This window comes from Polyangium sp. 15x6 (genome assembly GCF_029960785.1).
Lineage (GTDB): Bacteria > Myxococcota_A > Polyangia > Polyangiales > Polyangiaceae > Polyangium.
In genome coordinates this window covers 42,342-61,904 of record NZ_JASBQE010000014.1, presented here as the reverse complement: position 1 = coordinate 61,904, position 19,563 = coordinate 42,342, and the positions used below count along the sequence as shown (strand labels likewise).

At 71.0% G+C, this 19,563-nt stretch carries 1 protein-coding gene; it reads left to right on the top strand.

Features of this window, described 5'->3' with window-relative positions:
* Positions 1–3: 3 nt before the first annotated feature.
* Entirely contained in the window at positions 4–19,563 is a 19,560-nt protein-coding gene (locus QHF83_RS13025) for a type I polyketide synthase (protein WP_282418126.1), read from the top strand.

The following is a 19,563-nucleotide window of genomic DNA, read 5'->3' as shown; positions in this document are numbered from 1 at the left end:
GTCTTGGACCCCCAGCGGGTGCTCGCCGCTCTCCGGAACGCAAAGAGCCGCATCGCAGAGCTGGAGGCAAGGGCGCACGAGCCGATCGCCGTCGTGGGTATCGGTTGCAGGTTCCCCGGCGGGCGGACGCCAGCGACGTTCTGGGCCACGATGGCCACCGGCGCCGACATGATCCGGGAGGTGCCGGAGAGCCGACTGCTCGGTCCCTGGCCCGAGGGCGTGCCGCGGTGGGCGGGGCTCCTCGACGACGAGCCGGATCGATTCGACGCTGCATTCTTCGGCATCTCGCCGCGCGAGGCGCAGAGCCTCGACCCCCAGCAACGCTTGCTGCTCGAGGTGAGCTGGGAAGCGCTCGAGGACGCGGGGTTCGTCCCCGAACGATTGCACGGCTCACGGACGGGCGTGTTCGTGGGGTTGTGTTTCACTGATTATCGCCAGCGTTTGCGCCTGCGGCCGTTCGAGGAGCGCGACGCCGGAGATTTCACGGGGAACCTCGCCAGCACGGCCGCGGGCAGGCTTTCGTATGTGCTCGGCCTGCGGGGCCCCGCAGTCACGGTGGATACGGCGTGCTCGAGCTCGCTCGTATCCGTTCATCTCGCATGCCAGAGCCTGCGGGACGGCGAGGTCGATCTCGCGCTCGCCGGCGGGGTCAACCTCATTCTCTCGGAGCGGACGACGGCGGCGGTCGCGCTCTTGCAGGCGCTCTCACCGGAGGGCCGCTGCAAGACGTTCGACGCATCGGCCAATGGATTCGTGCGCGGCGAGGGCGCCGGGATCGTCGTGCTGAAGCGCCTCTCCGACGCGCAGCGCGACGGCGACACGATCCTCGCCCTGGTGCGCGGGTCGGCCGTGAATCAAGATGGGCGATCGACCGGGCTCACGGCGCCGAACGTGCTCGCGCAGGAGGCGCTGCTCGGGGACGCGTTGCGTAATGCGCGCGTCGAGCCTCACGAGGTGGGCTTCATCGAATGCCACGGGACGGGGACTTCGCTCGGCGATCCCATCGAGACCGAGGCGATCCGCAGTGTCTTCGGCGCACAGCGCAAGGACGGATCGCGGCTGTGGCTCGGGGCGCTCAAGACGAACATCGGGCATCTCGAGGCGGCCGCGGGGATCGCAGGGTTCATCAAGGTCGTGCTCGCCCTCGGTCACCGCCGACTGCCTCCCAATTTGCACCTGCGCCACCTGAATCCGCGTGTCCGGATCGCGGGGACGCCTCTCTCGCCCGTGTCTGAATCGATCCCCTGGTCGCCCGTAGGCAACCGGAGGCTCGGCGGGGTGTCCTCCTTCGGATTGAGCGGCACCAATGCCCACGTCATCCTCGAGGAGGCCCCCGCAAGACCAGACCAGGGCCGCGCGATAGAGCCCGCGCGGCTGCCCTTCCTCGTTTCGGGGCGGAGCGTTGCGGCGCTCCAGGCGCAAGCCGCGAGGCTCCGTGAGCACCTCGCGGCGCAGCCGGAGTCGAGCCTCTCCGACGTGGCGTATTCGCTCGCGATGCGTCGCACGTACTTCGAGCACAGGGCGGTCGTGATTGCGGGCGACCGGCGTTCGCTCGACGATGGGCTCTCGGCCCTCGCGCGTGACGAGCGCTCGCCGGGCGTCGTCACCGATCAAAGGCGTCGCGCTGGAAAGCTGGCGCTGCTGTTCACCGGGCAGGGCAGCCAGTACCCCGGCATGGGGCGTGATCTCTACGAGGCGTACCCCGTGTATCGCGAAGCGTTCGACGCCGTGTGCGCACGCTTCGATGGTCTCCTCGACGAGCCGCTCCGGGACCTCGTCCTCGCGAAGGATGCGCTCGGGGATCGGGGCGCGTTGCAGAGGACGCAATACACGCAGCCGGCGCTGTTCGCGCTCGAGGTCTCGCTTTACCGGCTGCTCGCGTCGTGGGGGGTGAAGCCCGACGTGCTCGGTGGGCATTCCATCGGAGAGATCGTCGCGGCGCACGTCGCGGGGGTGTTTTCGCTCGACGATGCCTGTGCGCTGGTCGCCGCGCGGGCGCGCCTCATGGGGGCGCTGCCCGAAGGGGGCGCCATGGTCGCATTGCAGGCGACCGAGCAGGAGGTCCTCTCGTGGCTGGCGGCGCACCGGGGACGTGTGGACGTCGCGGCGCAGAATGGCCCCGAGGCCACCGTCATCGCCGGGGACGAGGACGCCGTGCTTGCCGTCGAGGCGCTCGCGCGCGCCATGGGCCGCAAGACGACGCGGCTCTCCGTCTCGCACGCCTTCCATTCGCCACGCATGGACGAGATGCTCGAAGCATTCCGTCGCGCCGTGCGTGGCCTCGAATTTCGGGCGCCGCAGATCCCCCTCGTCTCGAACGTGACGGGGAGACGCGCGACCGCCGACGAGCTTTGCAGCGCCGACTACTGGGTCGCGCACGCGCGGCGCGCCGTGCGGTGGCACGACGGCATGCGAAGCCTGGTGGCCGAAGGGGTCGGGACCTACCTCGAGCTCGGTCCGCAGGGCGTGCTGAGTGGGCTCGGCCCCGCGTGTTTGTCGGAAGAGGAGGAGAGCGCAGCGGCGTTTTTCTCTGCGCTCCGCAAGAACGCCGATGGAGTGCAGACCTTGCTTTCGGCGCTCGCGGGGCTCTTCGCCCGGGGCGTCGACGTGGACTGGGCGGCGTTTTTCGCGCCGCTCTCTGCGCGCCCCGTCGCTCTGCCCACGTACGCATTCCAGCGCGAGCGATACTGGCTGGAGGGCGGCAAGCCGCAGGACACCACGCGCGGGAGCACGCATTCGCTCGACGAGGCGGGCTTCTGGGAGGCGGTCGAGCGGGGCGATTTCGGGCGTGTTTCGGCCGTGCTCGGCGTGGGCGACGACGGGGAGCGCTCGGCGCTCGGCACGGCGGTCTCCGTGCTGTCGAGGTGGCGGCGGAAGCTCCGCGAGCGGTCTGCGATCGATTCCCTCCGGTATCAGATCGAATGGAAGCCCCTGGAGGTCCCGGAGGTGCGGGCCTCGGGCGGCACGTGCTGGCTCGTCCTGGGGGAGCGCGAACGTGCGTGTCCCGTCGAAACGAGCCTTCGTGAAGCGCTGGAGGAGCAGGGCGTTCGTGTCGAGAGCGTCGTGCTCTCCGACGCGGATGCGGATCGCGAGCGGATCGCCGCGAGCCTGCGCGTGGGCGCGTCCGGCGCGGCGCCGCCGAGGGCGGTGTTTTCTCTGCTCTCGCTCGACGAGCGGCCTGCGTTCGGCGAGGCAGCCTTGCCGCTCGGGGCGATCCGTGCGCTCGCCCTCGCACAGGCGCTCGGAGACATCGCACTCGAAGCGCCGCTCTTTCTGGTGACGAGCGGGGCTGTGAGTATTGGCCGATCGGATCGGCTGGCGCACCCGGTGCAGGCCCTCTCGTGGGGGCTCGGGCGCGTGTTTGCCCTGGAACATCCCGAGCGCTGGGGAGGGCTCGTCGACATCGCCGGCACGCTCGACGCCCCTGGGCGCGCGCGCCTCGTGGCTGCGTTGTTCGGCAGCGGAGGCGAGGATCAGATCGCCGCGCGTCCGGGCGCAACCTATGCGTGCCGGCTCCGCCGCGCGCCTCGCGAGGACGAGGCGGAGAGGCCGGCGTTCCGTCCGCGTGGCACGGTCCTGATCACGGGAGGGACCGGCGCGATCGGAGGTGAGATCGGCCGGTGGCTCGCGAGGCTCGGCGCAGAGCACATCGTGCTCACGAGCCGCCGCGGGGCGGAGACCCCGGGCGCGCGCGAGCTCGGGGCGGAGCTCGAGGCGCTCGGCGCGAAGGTTACCCTCGTTGCCTGTGATGTCGCGGAGCGCGCCGAGGTCGACGCGCTCGTCCGACGTCTCGACGCGGGGCAGACGCCCATACGCGCCGTCTTCCACGCGGCCGGCGTCACGCACGACACGCCGTTCGCAGAGACGAACGCGGAGGAGCTCCGGCAGATCGTCGCGGGCAAGGCCGCGGGCGCGTGGCACCTGCACGAGGCGCTCTCAGCGACGCCACTCGACGCGTTCGTCGTGTTCTCTTCGGTCGCCGGTGTCCTGGGGAACGGCCATCAGTGCGCGTATGCCGCCGCGAACGCGTTCCTCGATGCGCTCGTCGAGCACCGCGTGGCGAGCGGCCTCCCTGGCCTGTCGATCGCATGGGGCATGTGGGGCGGCGCGGGCATGGCCGCCGACGCATCCGTGCAAGAGCACCTCCGCCGCCGCGGCTTCCGGGCCATGGCGCCGGCCGACGCGTTACGCGCGCTGCAACGAGCGCTCGAGCATGGCGAGTCCACCGGCGTGGTCGCCGACATCGATTGGGCGCGGTTCGCTCCGTGGTTCGCGGCTGCGCGTGCGCGCTCGCTTCTCGCGGACATGCCCGAGGCGTCGACGGCGATGGCTCGCTCTTCGACGTCCCCCGCGAACGCGAGCGGCGCGAGTGATCTCTTGCTCGAGCTCCGCTCCGTCGGAGAGCGAGAACGCAAGGAGCGGCTCGTCGCGCTGGTGCTGAAGGAGACGGCGATCGTCCTCGGGCACAAGAGCGTGGAGCGGCTCGACCCGATGTCGGGCTTCATGGACCTCGGGCTCGACTCGCTCATGGCGGTCGGCCTTCGGCAGCGGCTGCGTCGCGCGACCGGAGTGAGTCTGCCCGCGACGCTGGCGTTCGACCATCCGACGCCGGATCACGTCGCGCGGTTCTTGCTGGACCAACTATCGCACGCGCTCGGAGAGTCGCGCCCCGCGCTCGTTGGTGTCCCAGAGCTCCGCGCAACGCCCAGGGCGGACGACGAGCCGATCGCCATCGTGGGTGTCGGCCTCGACCTGCCAGGCGGCTGCGCCGATCTGTCGAGCCTTTTCGAAGTGCTGTCGCGCGCCGAGGACACCATCGGGTCGGTCCCGACGGACCGGTGGTCCCTCGAAGGATTTTACGATCCCGATCCGGACGCGATCGGCAAGAGCTACGTGAAGGAGGCCGCGTTCGTCGATCGGGTCGATCGGTTCGACGCGGCGTTCTTCGGCGTGAGCCCGCGCGAGGCGAAGAGCCTCGATCCTCAGCACCGGCTCCTGCTCGAGGCCACGTGGCGAGCGCTGGAGGATGCCGGCGTGAAGCCGTTCGACCTCAAAAATTCGCGGACGGGCGTCTTCGTCGGGATGGGGCCGAGCGAATACGAACGACTCCAGGACGGCGTGCGGAGCGCCGACGCACACGCCCTGCTCGGGACGCACGCGTCGTTTGCCGCGGGACGCATCGCGTTCATCCTGGGGCTTCAGGGCCCTGCGTTGTCGGTGGACACGGCGTGCTCGTCGTCGCTCGTGGCCCTCCACCTCGCGTGCCGTGCGCTGCGGCACGGCGAGTGCGACGTGGCGCTCGCCGCGGGCGTGCAGGTGATCGCGGCGCCCGAGCCGTTCGTTCTTCTCTCCCGTACGCGCGCGCTCGCGCCCGACGGCCGCAGCAAGCCGTTCTCCGCGAACGCCAATGGCTACGGGCGCGGCGAGGGCGTCGTGGTCCTGGCCCTGGAGCGGCTCTCGGACGCACGCAAGCATGGCAGAACCATCCTCGCGGTCGTCCGCGGGAGCGCAGTGAATCACGACGGCGCGAGCAGCGCGTTGACCGCGCCGAACGGCACCTCCCAGCAGAAGGTGCTCCGCGCCGCGCTCGAAGATGCCGGGCTCTCGCCCGCGGACATCGATGTCGTGGAGTGCCACGGAACGGGGACCTCTCTCGGCGATCCGATCGAGGTCCAGGCGATCTCCGCGGTGTATGGCCAGGGACGTCCCAAGGAACGGCCGCTCCTCCTCGGGGCGGTCAAATCGAACATCGGTCACCTCGAATCCGCCGCAGGTCTCGCGGGCGTCGCGAAGGTCCTCGCGGCCTTGCGCCATGAGGCCCTCCCGCCGACGTTGCACACGACGCCGCGCAACCCTCACATCGAATGGGATGCGCTCCCCGTCCGCGTGACCGATGCCCTCACACCGTGGCCGCGGCGCAGCGAGGGTGGTCCTCGCAGGGCCTCCGTCTCGGCGTTCGGCCTTAGCGGCACGAACGCCCACGTCATCCTGGAAGAACCTCCCGCCGAAGACGCGCCCGCGCGCGCGTCCGTCACGGCGCCGGCGTCGCTTCCTTTCTTGATCTCCGGCGCGAGCGTCGAGGCCCTGCGTGCGCAGGCGGCGAGGCTCGGTGAGCACCTCGCGACACGACAGGACGAGGAGCTCCTCGACGTCGCCCATTCGCTGGCGAACAGCCGCACGCATTTCGTGTACCGGGCCGCGGTGGTGGCCGAGGACCGGGGCGCGCTCGTCGGCACGCTCGGAGCCCTCGCTCGCGGGGAGCGGCCGGCAGGCATCACGTTCGGAGACAACCGGAAGACGGGGAAGCTCGCCGTCCTCTTCACGGGGCAGGGGAGCCAGCACCCGGGCATGGGCAAGCTGCTCCATGAGGCGTACCCGGTGTTCCGTGACGCGTTCGACGCGTGCGCGGCTTTCTTCGACAGGGGCCTCGACCGTCCGCTGCGCGAGGTGCTCTTCGCGCCGGAGGGCTCCGCGGACGCCGCGTTGCTCGATCGGACCGCATATGCCCAGCCTGCGCTGTTCGCCGTCGAGGTCGCGCTCTACAGGCTCGTTTCTTCGTGCGGCGTTCGTCCGGACGTACTTTCGGGCCATTCGATCGGCGAGCTCGCCGCCGCCCACGTCGCGGGCGTTTTTTCGCTCGAGGACGCATGCACGATCGTTGCGGCGCGGGGTCGGCTCATGCAGGAGCTTCCCGCCGGCGGCGCCATGGTCGCGCTGCAGGCGTCCGAGGCCGAGGTGGTGCCCTGGCTCGAGGGGGACGGTGGTCGTGTCGACATCGCCGCGCTCAATGGTCCGACCTCCACGGTGATCGCAGGCGACGAGGGCGCCGTGATGGCCGTCGCCGGAAGAGCGGCCGCCCTCGGGCGAAAAACGACGCGCCTCGTCGTCTCCCACGCGTTTCATTCGCCGCGCATCGTCCCGATGCTGGACGCGTTTCGCCGCGTTCTCCAGGGCGTGCGCGCGAATCGGCCTTCCATCCCGATCGTCTCCAACGTGACGGGCAAGCTCGCGACCGACGAGGAGCTCTGCAACCCCGAGTACTGGGTTCGTCACGTCCGCCAGGTCGTCCGTTGGCTCGACGGGATGCGGCTGCTCGAAGCGGCCGGCGTCACGAGTTTCCTCGAGCTCGGGCCGAGAGGGACCCTCTCCGGCCTCGGTCCGGATTGCCTGCTCGACGGCGAGCACGCCGCGTTTTTCCCGGCGCTTCGCCGGGACACGCCGGAGACGCGTACGCTCGCTGCAGCGCTCGGAGGGATCTTCGCGCGCGGAAACCCCGTCGACTGGCAGGCCTTCTTCGCGCCGCATGCGCCGCGCCGCGTCGCGCTCCCGACGTACGCCTTTCAGCATGAACGATACTGGCTCCCCGCACCGTCGCGCGCGCTCGCATCGGGCGTCGGGGAACGCCCCGCTGTCGAGGCGCGCTTCTGGAATGCCGTCGAGAGCGAGGACGCCGAGGATGTGCAGGCCTTGCTGGGGGTCGACGAGGCCACGCAGCGGGCGTCGATCGCGGCCGCGTTGCCGTCGCTGCGGCGATGGCGCCGTACGCAGGCGGAGACGGAGGCGGCGCTCGCGCTTCGGTACCACGTGACGTGGCGACCGCTGCCCGACAGCGGCCCGAGCGAGACACGAGGGACGTGGCTCGTGGTCGTGGGGGACGAAGACGCGCGCTCCTCCCTCGCCGAGGCGGTGGAGCACGCGCTCCGCGAGCATGGGGGTGAGGTGGTCCGCGTGGTCCTCGGGGACGGCGACGTGGATCGCCGAACGCTCGGCGCGCGCATCACGGAGGCGGTCTCCAGGGGCGTCGCGCTCGCCGGCGTCGTGTCGCTCGCGAGCCTCGACGAGGCGCCCCTCGATGGGCAGGCGACGATCCCGCGTGGGTTTGTCAGGACGCTCGCGCTCGCGCAGGCGCTCCTCGACGTGAGCGTGCAGGCGCCCCTATGGATCGTCACCTCGGGCGCGGTCCGCGTGGGGCGCTCGGATCGATGCGAGCGCCCGCTCGGAGCTCTCTCGTGGGGGCTCGGGCGCGTCTTCGGTCTCGAGCATCCCGAGCGCTGGGGTGGGCTCGTGGACGTGGTGGGTCCGCTCGACGCGAGGGGGCGCGCGCGGCTCGCGGGGGCGTTTGTCTCGCAGAACGGCGAGACGGAGATCGCCTTGCGATCGAGCGGCCGGTATGTGCGTCGGATCACGCGCGCGTCGCGCGAGGACGACGCGAACCGCCCGTCGTATGAGCCTCGAGGGACGATCCTCATCACCGGCGGCACGGGCGCGCTCGGCGCCGAGGTGGCGCGCTGGCTCGCGAAGCGTGGAGCGACGCACATCGTGCTCACGAGCCGCCGCGGGGGAGAGGCTCCGGGAGCGGCGGAGCTTTCGGCGGAGCTCGGTGCGCTCGGCGCGCGCGTGACCGTGGCTGCGTGCGACGTCGCCAATCGTGCGTCGGTGGCGAAGCTCGTCGAAGGGCTCGACGCCGCGGGGTCGCCGATCCGCGCCGTCTTCCACGCGGCCGGGGTCGTGCAGCTCTCGCCGTTCTCGTCCGTCGAGCCAGCGGATCTCGCGAGCGTCATCTCCGGCAAGGCCGCGGGCGCATGGCACCTGCACGAGCTCCTCTCACACAGGCCGCTCGATGCCTTCGTCGTGTTCTCCTCGATCGCCGGTGTATGGGGGAGCGCGCATCAGGCCGTGTACGCCGCGGCGAACGCATTCCTCGACGCCTTGATGGAGCACCGTCGCCAGCGAGGTTTGGCCGGAACGTCCATCGCCTGGGGGATGTGGGACGGGGGCGGGATGGCGTCCGACGAGGCCGCGCGGAGCTTCATGGAACGCCGCGGAGTGCGGCCGCTCGCGCCGCCGCTCGCGCTCCTCTGCCTCGATCGGGCGCTCCGCTCGGAGGACGCAACCGTCACGGTGGCCGACATCGACTGGCCGGTGTTCGCGCCGCTCCTCGCCGCCGCGCGTACGCGCGCATGGCTCGACGATCTGCCCGACGCGCGCGCAGCACTCGCGACGGAGCCTGCGCGCGGGGACGCGAGCGACGAGTCGTCAGCTCTCTGCGCGGCGCTCCGTCCGCTGCCCACGGATGAGCGCGTCGAGCATCTGGTCCGCCTGGTGCTCGCCGAGACGGCGGCCGTCCTCGGTCACGCCGACGCGGAGGGCCTCGATGCGCGCGCCGGCTTCATGGACCTCGGCGTCGACTCGCTCATGGCCGTCGAGCTGCGACGCAGGCTCAGGCTGGTCACGGGCCTTCCGCTTCCCGTCACGTTGACGTTCGATCATCCGTCTCCCCGTCACGTCGCCGTCTTTCTGCTGGATGGTCTCGCCGCGTTGCTCGGACGAACGACCCCGGTCACCGTGGATGCGACCGCAGAGACGGCCTCGACCGCCAGCGACGAGCCCATTGCGGTCGTCGGGATCGGGCTCCGCCTGCCGGGCGGCGGCGTGGACCTCTCGACGTTTTTCCGCTTCCTCGCCGCGGGGAACGACGCCGTCGTGGAGATCCCCGCCGATCGCTGGGACGTCACGGCGTTTTACGATCCAAACCCGGAGCAGAGCGGGAAGAGCTACGTCCGGGAGGCCGCGCTGCTCGACCGGGTCGACCAGTTCGATGCCTCGTTCTTCGGGATCAGCCCGCGCGAGGCGAAGAACATCGACCCGCAGCACCGGCTCCTGCTCGAAGCCTCGTGGCAGGCGCTCGAGGACGCGGGGCGGAGGCCAGGCGATCTGAAGGACTCGAAGACCGGCGTCTTCGTCGGCATCGGAGCCGGCGATTACGGTCTGCTCCAGGCAGGCGCTTCCGACGCGGAGGCCTACACCGTCCTCGGGACGCATGCGAGCTTCGCCGCCGGCCGCGTCGCGTTCACCCTCGGCTTGCAGGGGCCCGCGTTGTCGGTGGACACCGCGTGCTCGTCCTCCCTCGTCGCGCTCCACCTCGCCTGCCGAGCGCTGCGGAATGGTGAATGCGACACCGCGCTCGCGGCCGGCGTGCAGGTGATCGCCGCGCCCGAGCCGTTCGTTCTTCTCTCCCGTACACGCGCGCTCGCGCCCGACGGCCGCTCGAAGACGTTCTCTGCGGCCGCGGATGGTTATGGCCGCGGCGAGGGCGTCGTCGTCCTCGCGCTCGAGCGCCTCGCGGACGCGCGACGGCACGGGAGGAACATCCTCGCCGTTCTTCGCGGCAGCGCGGTCAATCATGACGGCGCGAGCAGCGGCATCACGGCGCCGAACGGGACCTCGCAGCAGAAAGTGCTGCGGGCCGCGCTGGACGACGCTCGCCTCGCACCCACGGACGTCGACGTCGTGGAATGCCACGGCACCGGTACGTCGCTCGGCGATCCCATCGAGGTCCAGGCGCTCTCCGCCGTCTATGGAGCTGGTCGCCCCAAGGTGGCGCCGCTCCTCCTTGGCGCCGTCAAGACGAACGTCGGCCACCTCGAGTCCGCCGCGGGCATCACGGGCGTCGTGAAAATGATCGCCGCGCTTCGATACGGTGCGCTGCCGCCCACGCTCCACACGACGCCGCGAAACCCCCATATCGACTGGGAATCTCTCCCGGTCCGCGTCGTGGATACCATCACGCCCTGGCCGCGGCGCGCCGATGGGCGTCCCCGCAGGGCCGCCGTCTCTGCGTTCGGCCTCAGCGGCACCAACGCGCACGTCATCCTGGAGGAGTATCCGGCCGAGGAGCTCCCGGTCGCGCCCGCGTCCCCGAAGGCACCGCAGCCGCTTCCCTTCCTGCTCTCGGGCAAGACCCCAGGGGCGCTCCTGGAGCAGGCCGCGCGGCTCCGCGAGCACGTCGAGGCCCATCCGGAGCTCGCGCTCGCCGACGTCGCCCATTCTCTCGCGAACAGCCGCACCCATTTCGAGCACCGCGCTGTGATCGTGGCGGACCAGCCGAGCGCCCTCGTCGAGTCGCTCGGAGCCCTCGCGCGCGCCGAGCGCCCGGCGGGCGTGATGTTCGGGGAGCATCGAAAGCCACGCAAGCTCGTGTTCCTCTTCACGGGCCAGGGCAGCCAGCACCCCCGCATGGGCAAGCAGCTCGCCGAGGTGCATCCCGTTTTCCGAGACGCGCTCGAAGCCTGCTGCGCGCATTTCGATACCTCGCTCGACCGTCCGCTCCTCGACGTGATGTTCGCCCCCGAAGGCTCCGCCGACGCGGCGCTGCTCGATCAAACCCTCTATACGCAGCCGGCCCTCTTCGCCATCGAGGTCGCCCTCCACGCGCTCGTCACCTCCTGGGGCCTCCGACCCGACGTCCTTTTTGGTCACTCCATCGGCGAGATCGTCGCGGCGCACGTCGCGTCCGTCATGACGCTCGGAGACGCCTGCACCCTCGTCGCCGCCCGCGCCAGGCTCATGCAAGAGCTCCCTCCCGGCGGCGCGATGGTCTCCTTGCAGGCCTCCGAGGCCGAGGTCCTCCCGTGGATCGCGGAGCATCCGGGGCGCGTCGACATCGCTTCGCTCAATGGTCCCCTCGCCACCGTCGTCGCGGGCGACGAAGACGCGGTGCTCGCCGTCGCTGCAAAGGTGACCGCCCTGGGACGCAAGGCCACGCGCCTCGCCGTCTCCCACGCGTTCCACTCCCCGAGGATTGCCCCCATGCTCGACGCGTTCCGGCGCGTCGTGGAGGGGATCCGCCTCGCGCCGCCGAACCTCCCCATCATCTCCGACGTCACGGGCAAACGAGCCACCGAGGAGGAGCTCACGAGCCCCGAATACTGGGTTCGTCACGTGCGCCATGCCGTCCGATGGCTCGACGGCATGCGAACCCTCGAGGCCGAGGGCGTCTCGAGTTTCCTCGAGCTCGGCCCGCGCGGCGTCCTGTGTGGGCTCGGTCCGGATTGCCTGTCCGACGGCGCTGGCGTGCGGGCCACGTTCGTCCCGGCGCTCCGCAAGGACAACGCCGAGACACGTTCGCTCGTCGCTGCGCTCGCCGGCCTCTTCGCCCACGGCCACGCCGTCGACTGGGAGGCGTTTTTCGCGCCAATCTCACGGCGACGCGTCACCCTCCCGACGTATGCGTTTCAGCGCGAGCGCCACTGGATCGACAGGCCCCGGGGCGGGCTCACGAGCCTCGGATCGGCCGCGGGCCGATATCCTCTCTCGGGCACTCGCGTCGACCTCCCCGACGGCTCCGTCCTCCATACCGTCGACGTCGGGCCGGGCGTGCAGCCGTACCTGGCCGATCACGTCGTGTATGGCCGCATCGTCATCGCCGGCGCGTTTTACCTGACCATCCTGCTGGCCATCGCGGAGGCCCACTATCCCGACCAGGCCATCGAGCTGCGACAGGTCCATTTCGCGAGGGTCCTCGCCTTCGCACACGCGAGCGAGCACGCGACGCTGCACGTCCAGCTCACGCGTCTCGGCGGAGGCGCTCCGGGCTTCTCGGTCGTCGTGTGCACCCGAAAGGACGACGAATGGACGACGCACGTCACCGCCGTCCTCGCCCCCGTCGCCCCGAGCGCCGTGTCGCCGCGCGCGAACCTGTCGCCGCCGCCCGCCGACGCCACACCCGACGAGGTCTCCCGGCTCGACACGATGCTCCGCGCGGCCGGCGTCGAGTTCGGCGCGCGATGGTGGTGGCTCCAAAAGCTCCACACCACGCGCGACCGGGTCGGCCTCGGCCGGTTCGAGGCCCCCGACGGCATCCCGAGCGACGACGCGCCCCTGCCCGGAGGCCTCGTCGACAATGGGTTCGCGTTCGCGCAATGGATCGGGACACGTAGCGCGGGAGAAGTCGCCCAGGGGCGGAGCGTCACGCGGTTGCCTTTCGCCGTCGATCGGTTCGTCTGGTACGGACGCCGCGTCGTGCCGGCGTGGGTCGAGCACGCGATCCTCACCGAAAACCCCGTCGAGGCGGAGGTTTGTCGCGCGGATCTCACGTTCTGGGACGCCGAAGGCAAGCCCGTCGCCCACATCGACGGCTTCACGAATCGCCGCGCGCCAGAAGAGCGTCTCCTCGCCGGAGCGACGAACCGAGACCTCTTCGTCGTCTCCTGGGTCGAGCCCCCGACTCCGGCGCAGCCGCCGCGCCAGGCTCCGGCCTCGATCGCGCTGCTCGGCGAGGCCTGCATTGCAGAACAGGCGCGGCTATCGCGCGCGTTCGATCACGTCTCGCGTTACGCCGACCTCGATTCGCTCGGCGCTGCCCTCGACCAGGGAGGCGACGTACCGAGGGTCCTCCTGCTCTGCGCCGAGACCCGGCCAGACGCGGGCGGCGACGTCGCCGGCGAGGCCCACGCCGCGACCCACCGCGCCGTCGCGTGGCTCCAAACGATCCTCGCCGACGCGCGCCTCTCGACGCACGCGCTCGTGATCCTGACGAAACGCGCCGTCGCCACGCGGCCCGACGAGGACGTGCTCGACCTCGCGCATGCCCCGCTCTGGGGGCTCGTCAGGACCGCGCGGATCGAGCACCCCGATCGCGAGCTCGTGGTCGTCGACATCGATGAGAGCGAGCCGTCCCTGCTCGCCTTGCCAGCCGCGCTCTCCACCGGCGAGGTCGAGTTCGTCCTGCGCGATGGCACGGTACGGGTCCCGCGCCTCGCCCGCGCGAGCGTCCCGCGCGACCTCGAGTCCATCACCTTCCCGCCCGGCGGCACGGTGCTGGTGACCGGCGGCACGGGCGCGCTCGGGGCCGAGGTCGCCCGTCATCTCGTGGAAAAACGCGGCGTCGACCGCCTCCTGCTCGTATCGCAACGAGGCCCGGAGGCCGCGGGCGCCGATGCGCTGCTCGAGGCCCTTCGCGCCGCCGGCGCCGTCGTCACGATCGTCGCTTGCGACGTCTCCGATCGTGACGCATTGAAGGCGCTCCTCGACGGAATGCCGGACGAGCATCCTCTCACCGCGGTCATCCATACCGCCGGGGTGCTCGACGACGGCGTGCTTCTCTCCCTGACGCCGGAGCGCACGAGCCGCGTCCTGCGCCCGAAGGTCGACGCCGCTCTCGCCCTGCACGAGCTGACGCTCGGGCTCGATCTCTCCGCGTTCGTCGTCTTCTCGTCGCTCACCGGGCTCCTCGGGAATGCCGGGCAAGCGAGTTATGCAGCGGCGAACGCCTTCCTCGACGCGCTCGCCGCGCGACGGCGGGCCTCCGGGCGAAAGGCCGTCTCCCTCGCATATGGACCGTGGGCGGAGGGCGGCATGGCGGCTCGGCTCTCCGTGGCCGATCGCGAGCGCATGCGAAAGCGGGGCTTCTCGCTTCTCTCCAGGGAAGAGGGGCTCGCCCTGTTCGACGCGGCCCTCGACTGGGACGCGCCTCTCGTCGTCGGCGCGCACATCGAGGTCTCCACGAGCGGCGCGCAAGCCGACGCGGTTCCGGAGATGTTGAAGGGCCTCGTGCGCACGGCTCCGCGTCGTCATGCCGCGTCCGAGACCTCGGCAGCCCCCACGGCGATCAAGCAGCGCCTCGTTTCGTTGCCGGAGCCGGAGCGCGAGCGCGTCCTCGTCGAGCTCGTGCGGAAGGAGGCGGCGGCTGTCCTCGGCGCGAAGAGCCAGGCTGTCGATCCGGAGCGCCCGCTTCAAGACCTCGGGCTCGACTCGCTGATGGCCATCGAGCTCCGCAATCGCCTCGGCGCGGAGACGGGGCTTCGCCTGCCGGCCACGCTGCTCTTCGATCACCCGACGCCCACGGCCCTCGCGAAGCTGCTCCGCTCGGAGATCCTGGGCGAAGAAGAGGCCGTCGCCCCCGTCGTCGCGCCGTCCACCGCGGGGACGACGATTGAAAACGAGCCCATTGCGATCATCGGGATCGGCTGTCGTTATCCGGGCGGCGTCGAGAGCCCGGAGGACCTCTGGCGGCTCGTGCGCGAGGGCGTGGACGCCATCGGCCCGTTCCCGTCCGACCGAGGCTGGGACGTCGACGCGGTCTACGACCCGGATCCCGAAGCGAGGGGCAAGATCTACGTGCGGGAGGGCGGCTTCCTCACGCGACCGGATCTCTTCGATCCCGGGTTCTTCGGGTTGAGCCCGCGCGAGGCCATTTACCTGGACCCGCAACAGCGGCTTTTTCTCGAGACGAGCCAGGAGGCGATCGAGCGTGCCGGGATCGACCCCACCGCGCTGAACGAGAGCCCGACGGGCGTCTTCGTGGGCGTTTGCTACAACGATTACGAGCTCATCGTGCCAGGCCCGCGCGAGGCCGAGGACGCGTATCCGGCGATGGGCACGTCGACGGCGATCGCCTCGGGGCGGATCGCGTACACGTTCGGCCTGCAAGGGCCCACGGTGACGGTCGATACGGCGTGCAGCTCGTCCCTCGTGGCGATCCATCTCGCCTGTCAGGCGCTGCGAAATGGCGAATGCTCCCTCGCCCTCGCGGGCGGCGCGACGGTGTTCGCCACGCCCGAGCCGCTGCTCGTGTTCGCTCGCATGAAGGCGTTGTCTCCGGACGGGCGGTGCCGCGCGTTCTCGGCCGACGCGAATGGCGCGGGGTGGGGGGAGGGCGCGGGCATGTTGCTCCTCGAGCGGCTCTCGGACGCGCTCCGGAACAACCATCCCATCCTCGCGCTCGTCCGCGGTTCCGCATTGAATCAAGACGGACGCAGCCAGGGCCTCACGGCTCCCAATGGCCCTTCCCAGCGCCGCGTCATCCGTCAGGCGCTCGCGGCCGCGAAGCTCTCGCCCGGGGACATCGACGCCATCGAGGCCCACGGGACGGGTACGCCCCTCGGCGATCCCATCGAGGCCGAGGCGCTGCTTGGCGTCTATGGGCGGAGCCATTCGAGCGAAGCGCCCCTCTGGCTCGGCACGCTGAAGTCGAACATCGGCCATACCCAGGCCGCCGCGGGCGTGGGTGGGGTCATCAAGATGATCCTCGCCTTGCAGCACGAACTCCTGCCGAGGACGTTGCACACTGATCCTCCCTCGCAGCACATCGATTGGTCCTCGGGAGCTTTGCGCGTCCTCGCCGATGCAGTTTCCTGGACACGGAATGGTCGGCCTCGCCGCGCGGGTGTGTCCTCCTTCGGCGTGAGCGGCACGAATGCGCACGTGATCATCGAAGAGGCGCCGTTCGGCTACGAGACCGCGCCTCTTCCGGCCACGGCGCCGTCACGCTCGTTCCTCCTGCCCCTCTCGGGCAAGACGGAGCGGGCGCTGCGTACGCAGGCGGAGAGGCTCGCCGGCCACCTCGCGTCGCATCCCGAGCTGGACCTCGCGGACGTGGCATTTTCGCTCGCGACGACCCGCGCCCACCTCGAACACCGCGCGGTGATCGTGGCGACAGAGCGCGAGAGCGCGCGAGAAGCGCTCGCCGCGCTCGCCACCGGACGGCCCGACCGCCGGATCGTGCAAGGGCGCGTGAGGGGCTCGGGCAGGGTCGTATTCGTGTTCCCGGGGCAAGGATCGCAATGGGCCGGGATGGCGGTGCCGCTCCTCGATGCGTCCGACGTCTTCCGCGCGTCCATCGAGGCGTGCGAGCGTGCCCTCGCCCCGCATGTCGATTGGTCGCTCGAGCAGGTCCTGCGCGGCGAGGCTGGGGCGCCATCGATGGATCGGATGGATGTCCTCCAGCCCGTCCTGTTCGCCGTGATGGTATCCCTCGCCGCCTTGTGGCGCTCGCTCGGCATCGAGCCGGACGCCGTCATCGGGCATAGCCAGGGCGAGATCGCGGCGGCGTACGTCGCTGGAGGGCTCTCGCTCGAGGACGCCGCGCGGGTTGCGGCGCTCCGCAGCCGCGCGCTCCTGAAGGTGGCGGGGCGCGGGGCCATGGCATCCGTGGAGCTCTCCGCGAGCGCGCTCGGCGGGCGGCTCGCTCGTCATGGCGAGCTCGTCGAGGTGGCCGCCATCAATGGGCCGTCCTCGACGGTGGTCTCCGGTGAGACGGCGGCCATCGACGCACTGCTCGCCGAGCTCACGAATGACGGCGTCTTTGCTCGCAAGGTGCGCGTTGATTTCGCGTCTCACTGCGCTCAGATGGATTCGCTCCGCGAGGAGCTGCTCGATGCACTCGCGCCCGTGTCGTCTCGGCGACCGATCATCCCCTTCCAATCGACGGTGGACCTGGGCGCGCCTCCAGAGGGCCTCTTCGACGCGGCCTACTGGTTCCGAAATCTGCGCTCCACGGTGCGGTTCGCCGAGGCCACGCGGTGCCTGCTCGAGACGGGACATCGGGTCTTCATCGAGGTGAGCCCCCATCCCGTCCTCAACCTGGCCTTGCAGGCGAGCCTCGATGCCGCCGAGGAGGTCGGGGTCGTGATCGGCACGTTGCAACGCGAGGAGGGAGGCTTCGACCGCGTGCTCTCGGCCTTCGCGGAGCTCCACGCGCAGGGCGTCCTCGTGAACTGGGCCCGCGTTCTGCCGCCGGCACGCAAAGTCCCGCTGCCCACGTACGCATTCCAGCGCGAACGATACTGGTCGAGCGCGCGCGCGGCTCGCGGCGAGGCGGGCGGGCCGGCGGCGGCGGCGAAGCCCATCGATCGAGAGTTCTGGGCTGCCGTCGAGAGGGCGGACGTCGAAACGCTCGCGGGATCGCTCGGCCTCGTCGGTGATTCGCAGCGCGCCTCGCTCGCCGCTGTCTTGCCCGCGCTCTCGTCGTTCCACGAGAAGAGCCGCGAACGGGAGGCCCTCGACACCTGCCGGTACAGGATCGCGTGGAGGCCGTGGACTCCCGCGTCGAACGCTCGCCTTCAGGGGCGATGGCTGCTCGTCGTCCCGCCCGGCGTCGAAATGGCTCCCCTGGAGGTCGCCGTCGAGCGGGCTCTCGTCGACGGCGGCGCCGAGGTCATCGTCGTACGGCTCACCGACGACGCGATGGATGTCGCATCCCTCGCCACGACGCTTTCGAACGCCATGGGGCAGGGCGCTTCACCGGGCGGCGTCGTGGCGCTCGTGCCGTACGAGGGCGCGCCGCGTGAGGCAGCGCCGGCGCTTCCGCGCTGCGCGGCGTCGGCGTTCACGCTCCTCCGGGCGTTCGTCGAAGCGAACCTCGGGGCTCGGCTCTGGCTCGTGACGAGCGGCGCGGTGAGCACCGGGCCGAACGATCCGCTGAAGGCGCCCGAGCAAGCGCTCGTCTGGGGGCTCGGGCGGGCCGTCTCGATGGAGCACCCCTCGCGCTGGGGTGGCCAGATCGATGTGGCGGGGGGGCTCGACGGGAGCGCCCTCGCGCGGCTCGTGTCCATGCTCGGCCATGGCGGCGACGAGGATCAGTTCGCCCTTCGTTCGGACGGAATCCGGGTTCGTCGCTTGGTCCGCGCGCCGCTCGGGAATGTGGCTGCGACGCGTGCATTCGAGCCGTCCGGCGCTGTGCTCGTGACGGGAGGCACGGGCGCGCTGGGAAGCGAGCTCTCGCGGTGGCTCGTCGAGCGCGGCGCCCGTCATCTCGTGCTCACGAGCCGACGCGGCGGCGACGCTCCAGGGGCTGCGTCGCTCGCTGCGGAGCTCGAAGGGCTCGGCGCGCGTGTGACCATGGCCGCCTGCGACGTGCAGGATCGGAGCGCGCTCTCCGCGCTCGTCGAGCGCCTCGAATCCGAGGGCACGCCGATCCGCTCCGTTTTCCACGCGGCCGGCGTCTCGCATCAGCGGCCGCTCGTCGAGACGAACCTCGACACCTTCGCGGACGTGGTGTCCGGCAAGGCGATCGGGGCGCTCCGGGTGCACGAGGTCTTCGCGGGGAGGCCGCTCGACGTCTTCGTCATGTTCGCCTCCATCGCCGGCGTCTGGGGCAGCGCCAATCAGGGCGGTTACGCGGCGGCGAACGCGTTCCTCGACGCCTTGGCCGAGCATCGGCGAGGGCTCGGGCTCGCGGGGACATCCATTGCGTGGGGCCTCTGGGAGGGCGGCGGCATGGGCTCGGACGAGGCCGCGCAGGATCGGCTGCGCCGCCTGGGGATCGGCGCCCTGCCGATCGGTCGGGCGCTCGAGGCGATGCTCAAGGCCATCGAGCACGACGAGGTCAACGTCACGGTGGCGGACGTGAGCTGGGCGCGGTTTGTCCCGTCGTTCACCGCGGCGCGCCCGCGGCCTCTGCTCGCCGAGCTCCCCGAAGCGCAGACGGCCCTCGAAGCGCCCGTGGAAGACCGGCGGGAGGCGGGCGCCGAGGCCGAGCTCCTTGCCGAGCTCCGGCCGCTCACCGAACGAGAGCGGATCGAGCGTCTCGTCGCGCTGGTGCTCGAGGTGACGGGATCCGTTCTCGGGCACGCGGACGGCGGCGCGATCGACGCGCGCGCGGGCTTCACGAACCTCGGCCTCGATTCGCTCATGGCCCTCGAGCTGCGCCGCCGGCTCGAACGCGCGACGGGGGTCAAGCTCCCGGCGACGCTCGCGTTCGATCACCCGACTCCCCATCGGGCGGCGACGTTCCTCGCGCAGGCGCTCCAGCCAGCGTTGCACGAGGAAGGGAAGGAGGGGTCGAGTGTCATCGCGAGCGACGTGAGCGACCAGGAGATTCGACGGCTCCTCGGCCGCGTGTCGATTCCGATGTTGCGAAAGAAAGGCATCCTCGACGCGCTCTTGTCGCTGGCCGAGCCGGGCCCTGCCGACGAGGCGCCGAAGGTCGCGGTCACGGACCTCGATGCATTCGACGACGACGCGCTGATCGCCGCGGCGAGCTCCATCCTGGAAGAGAAGTAG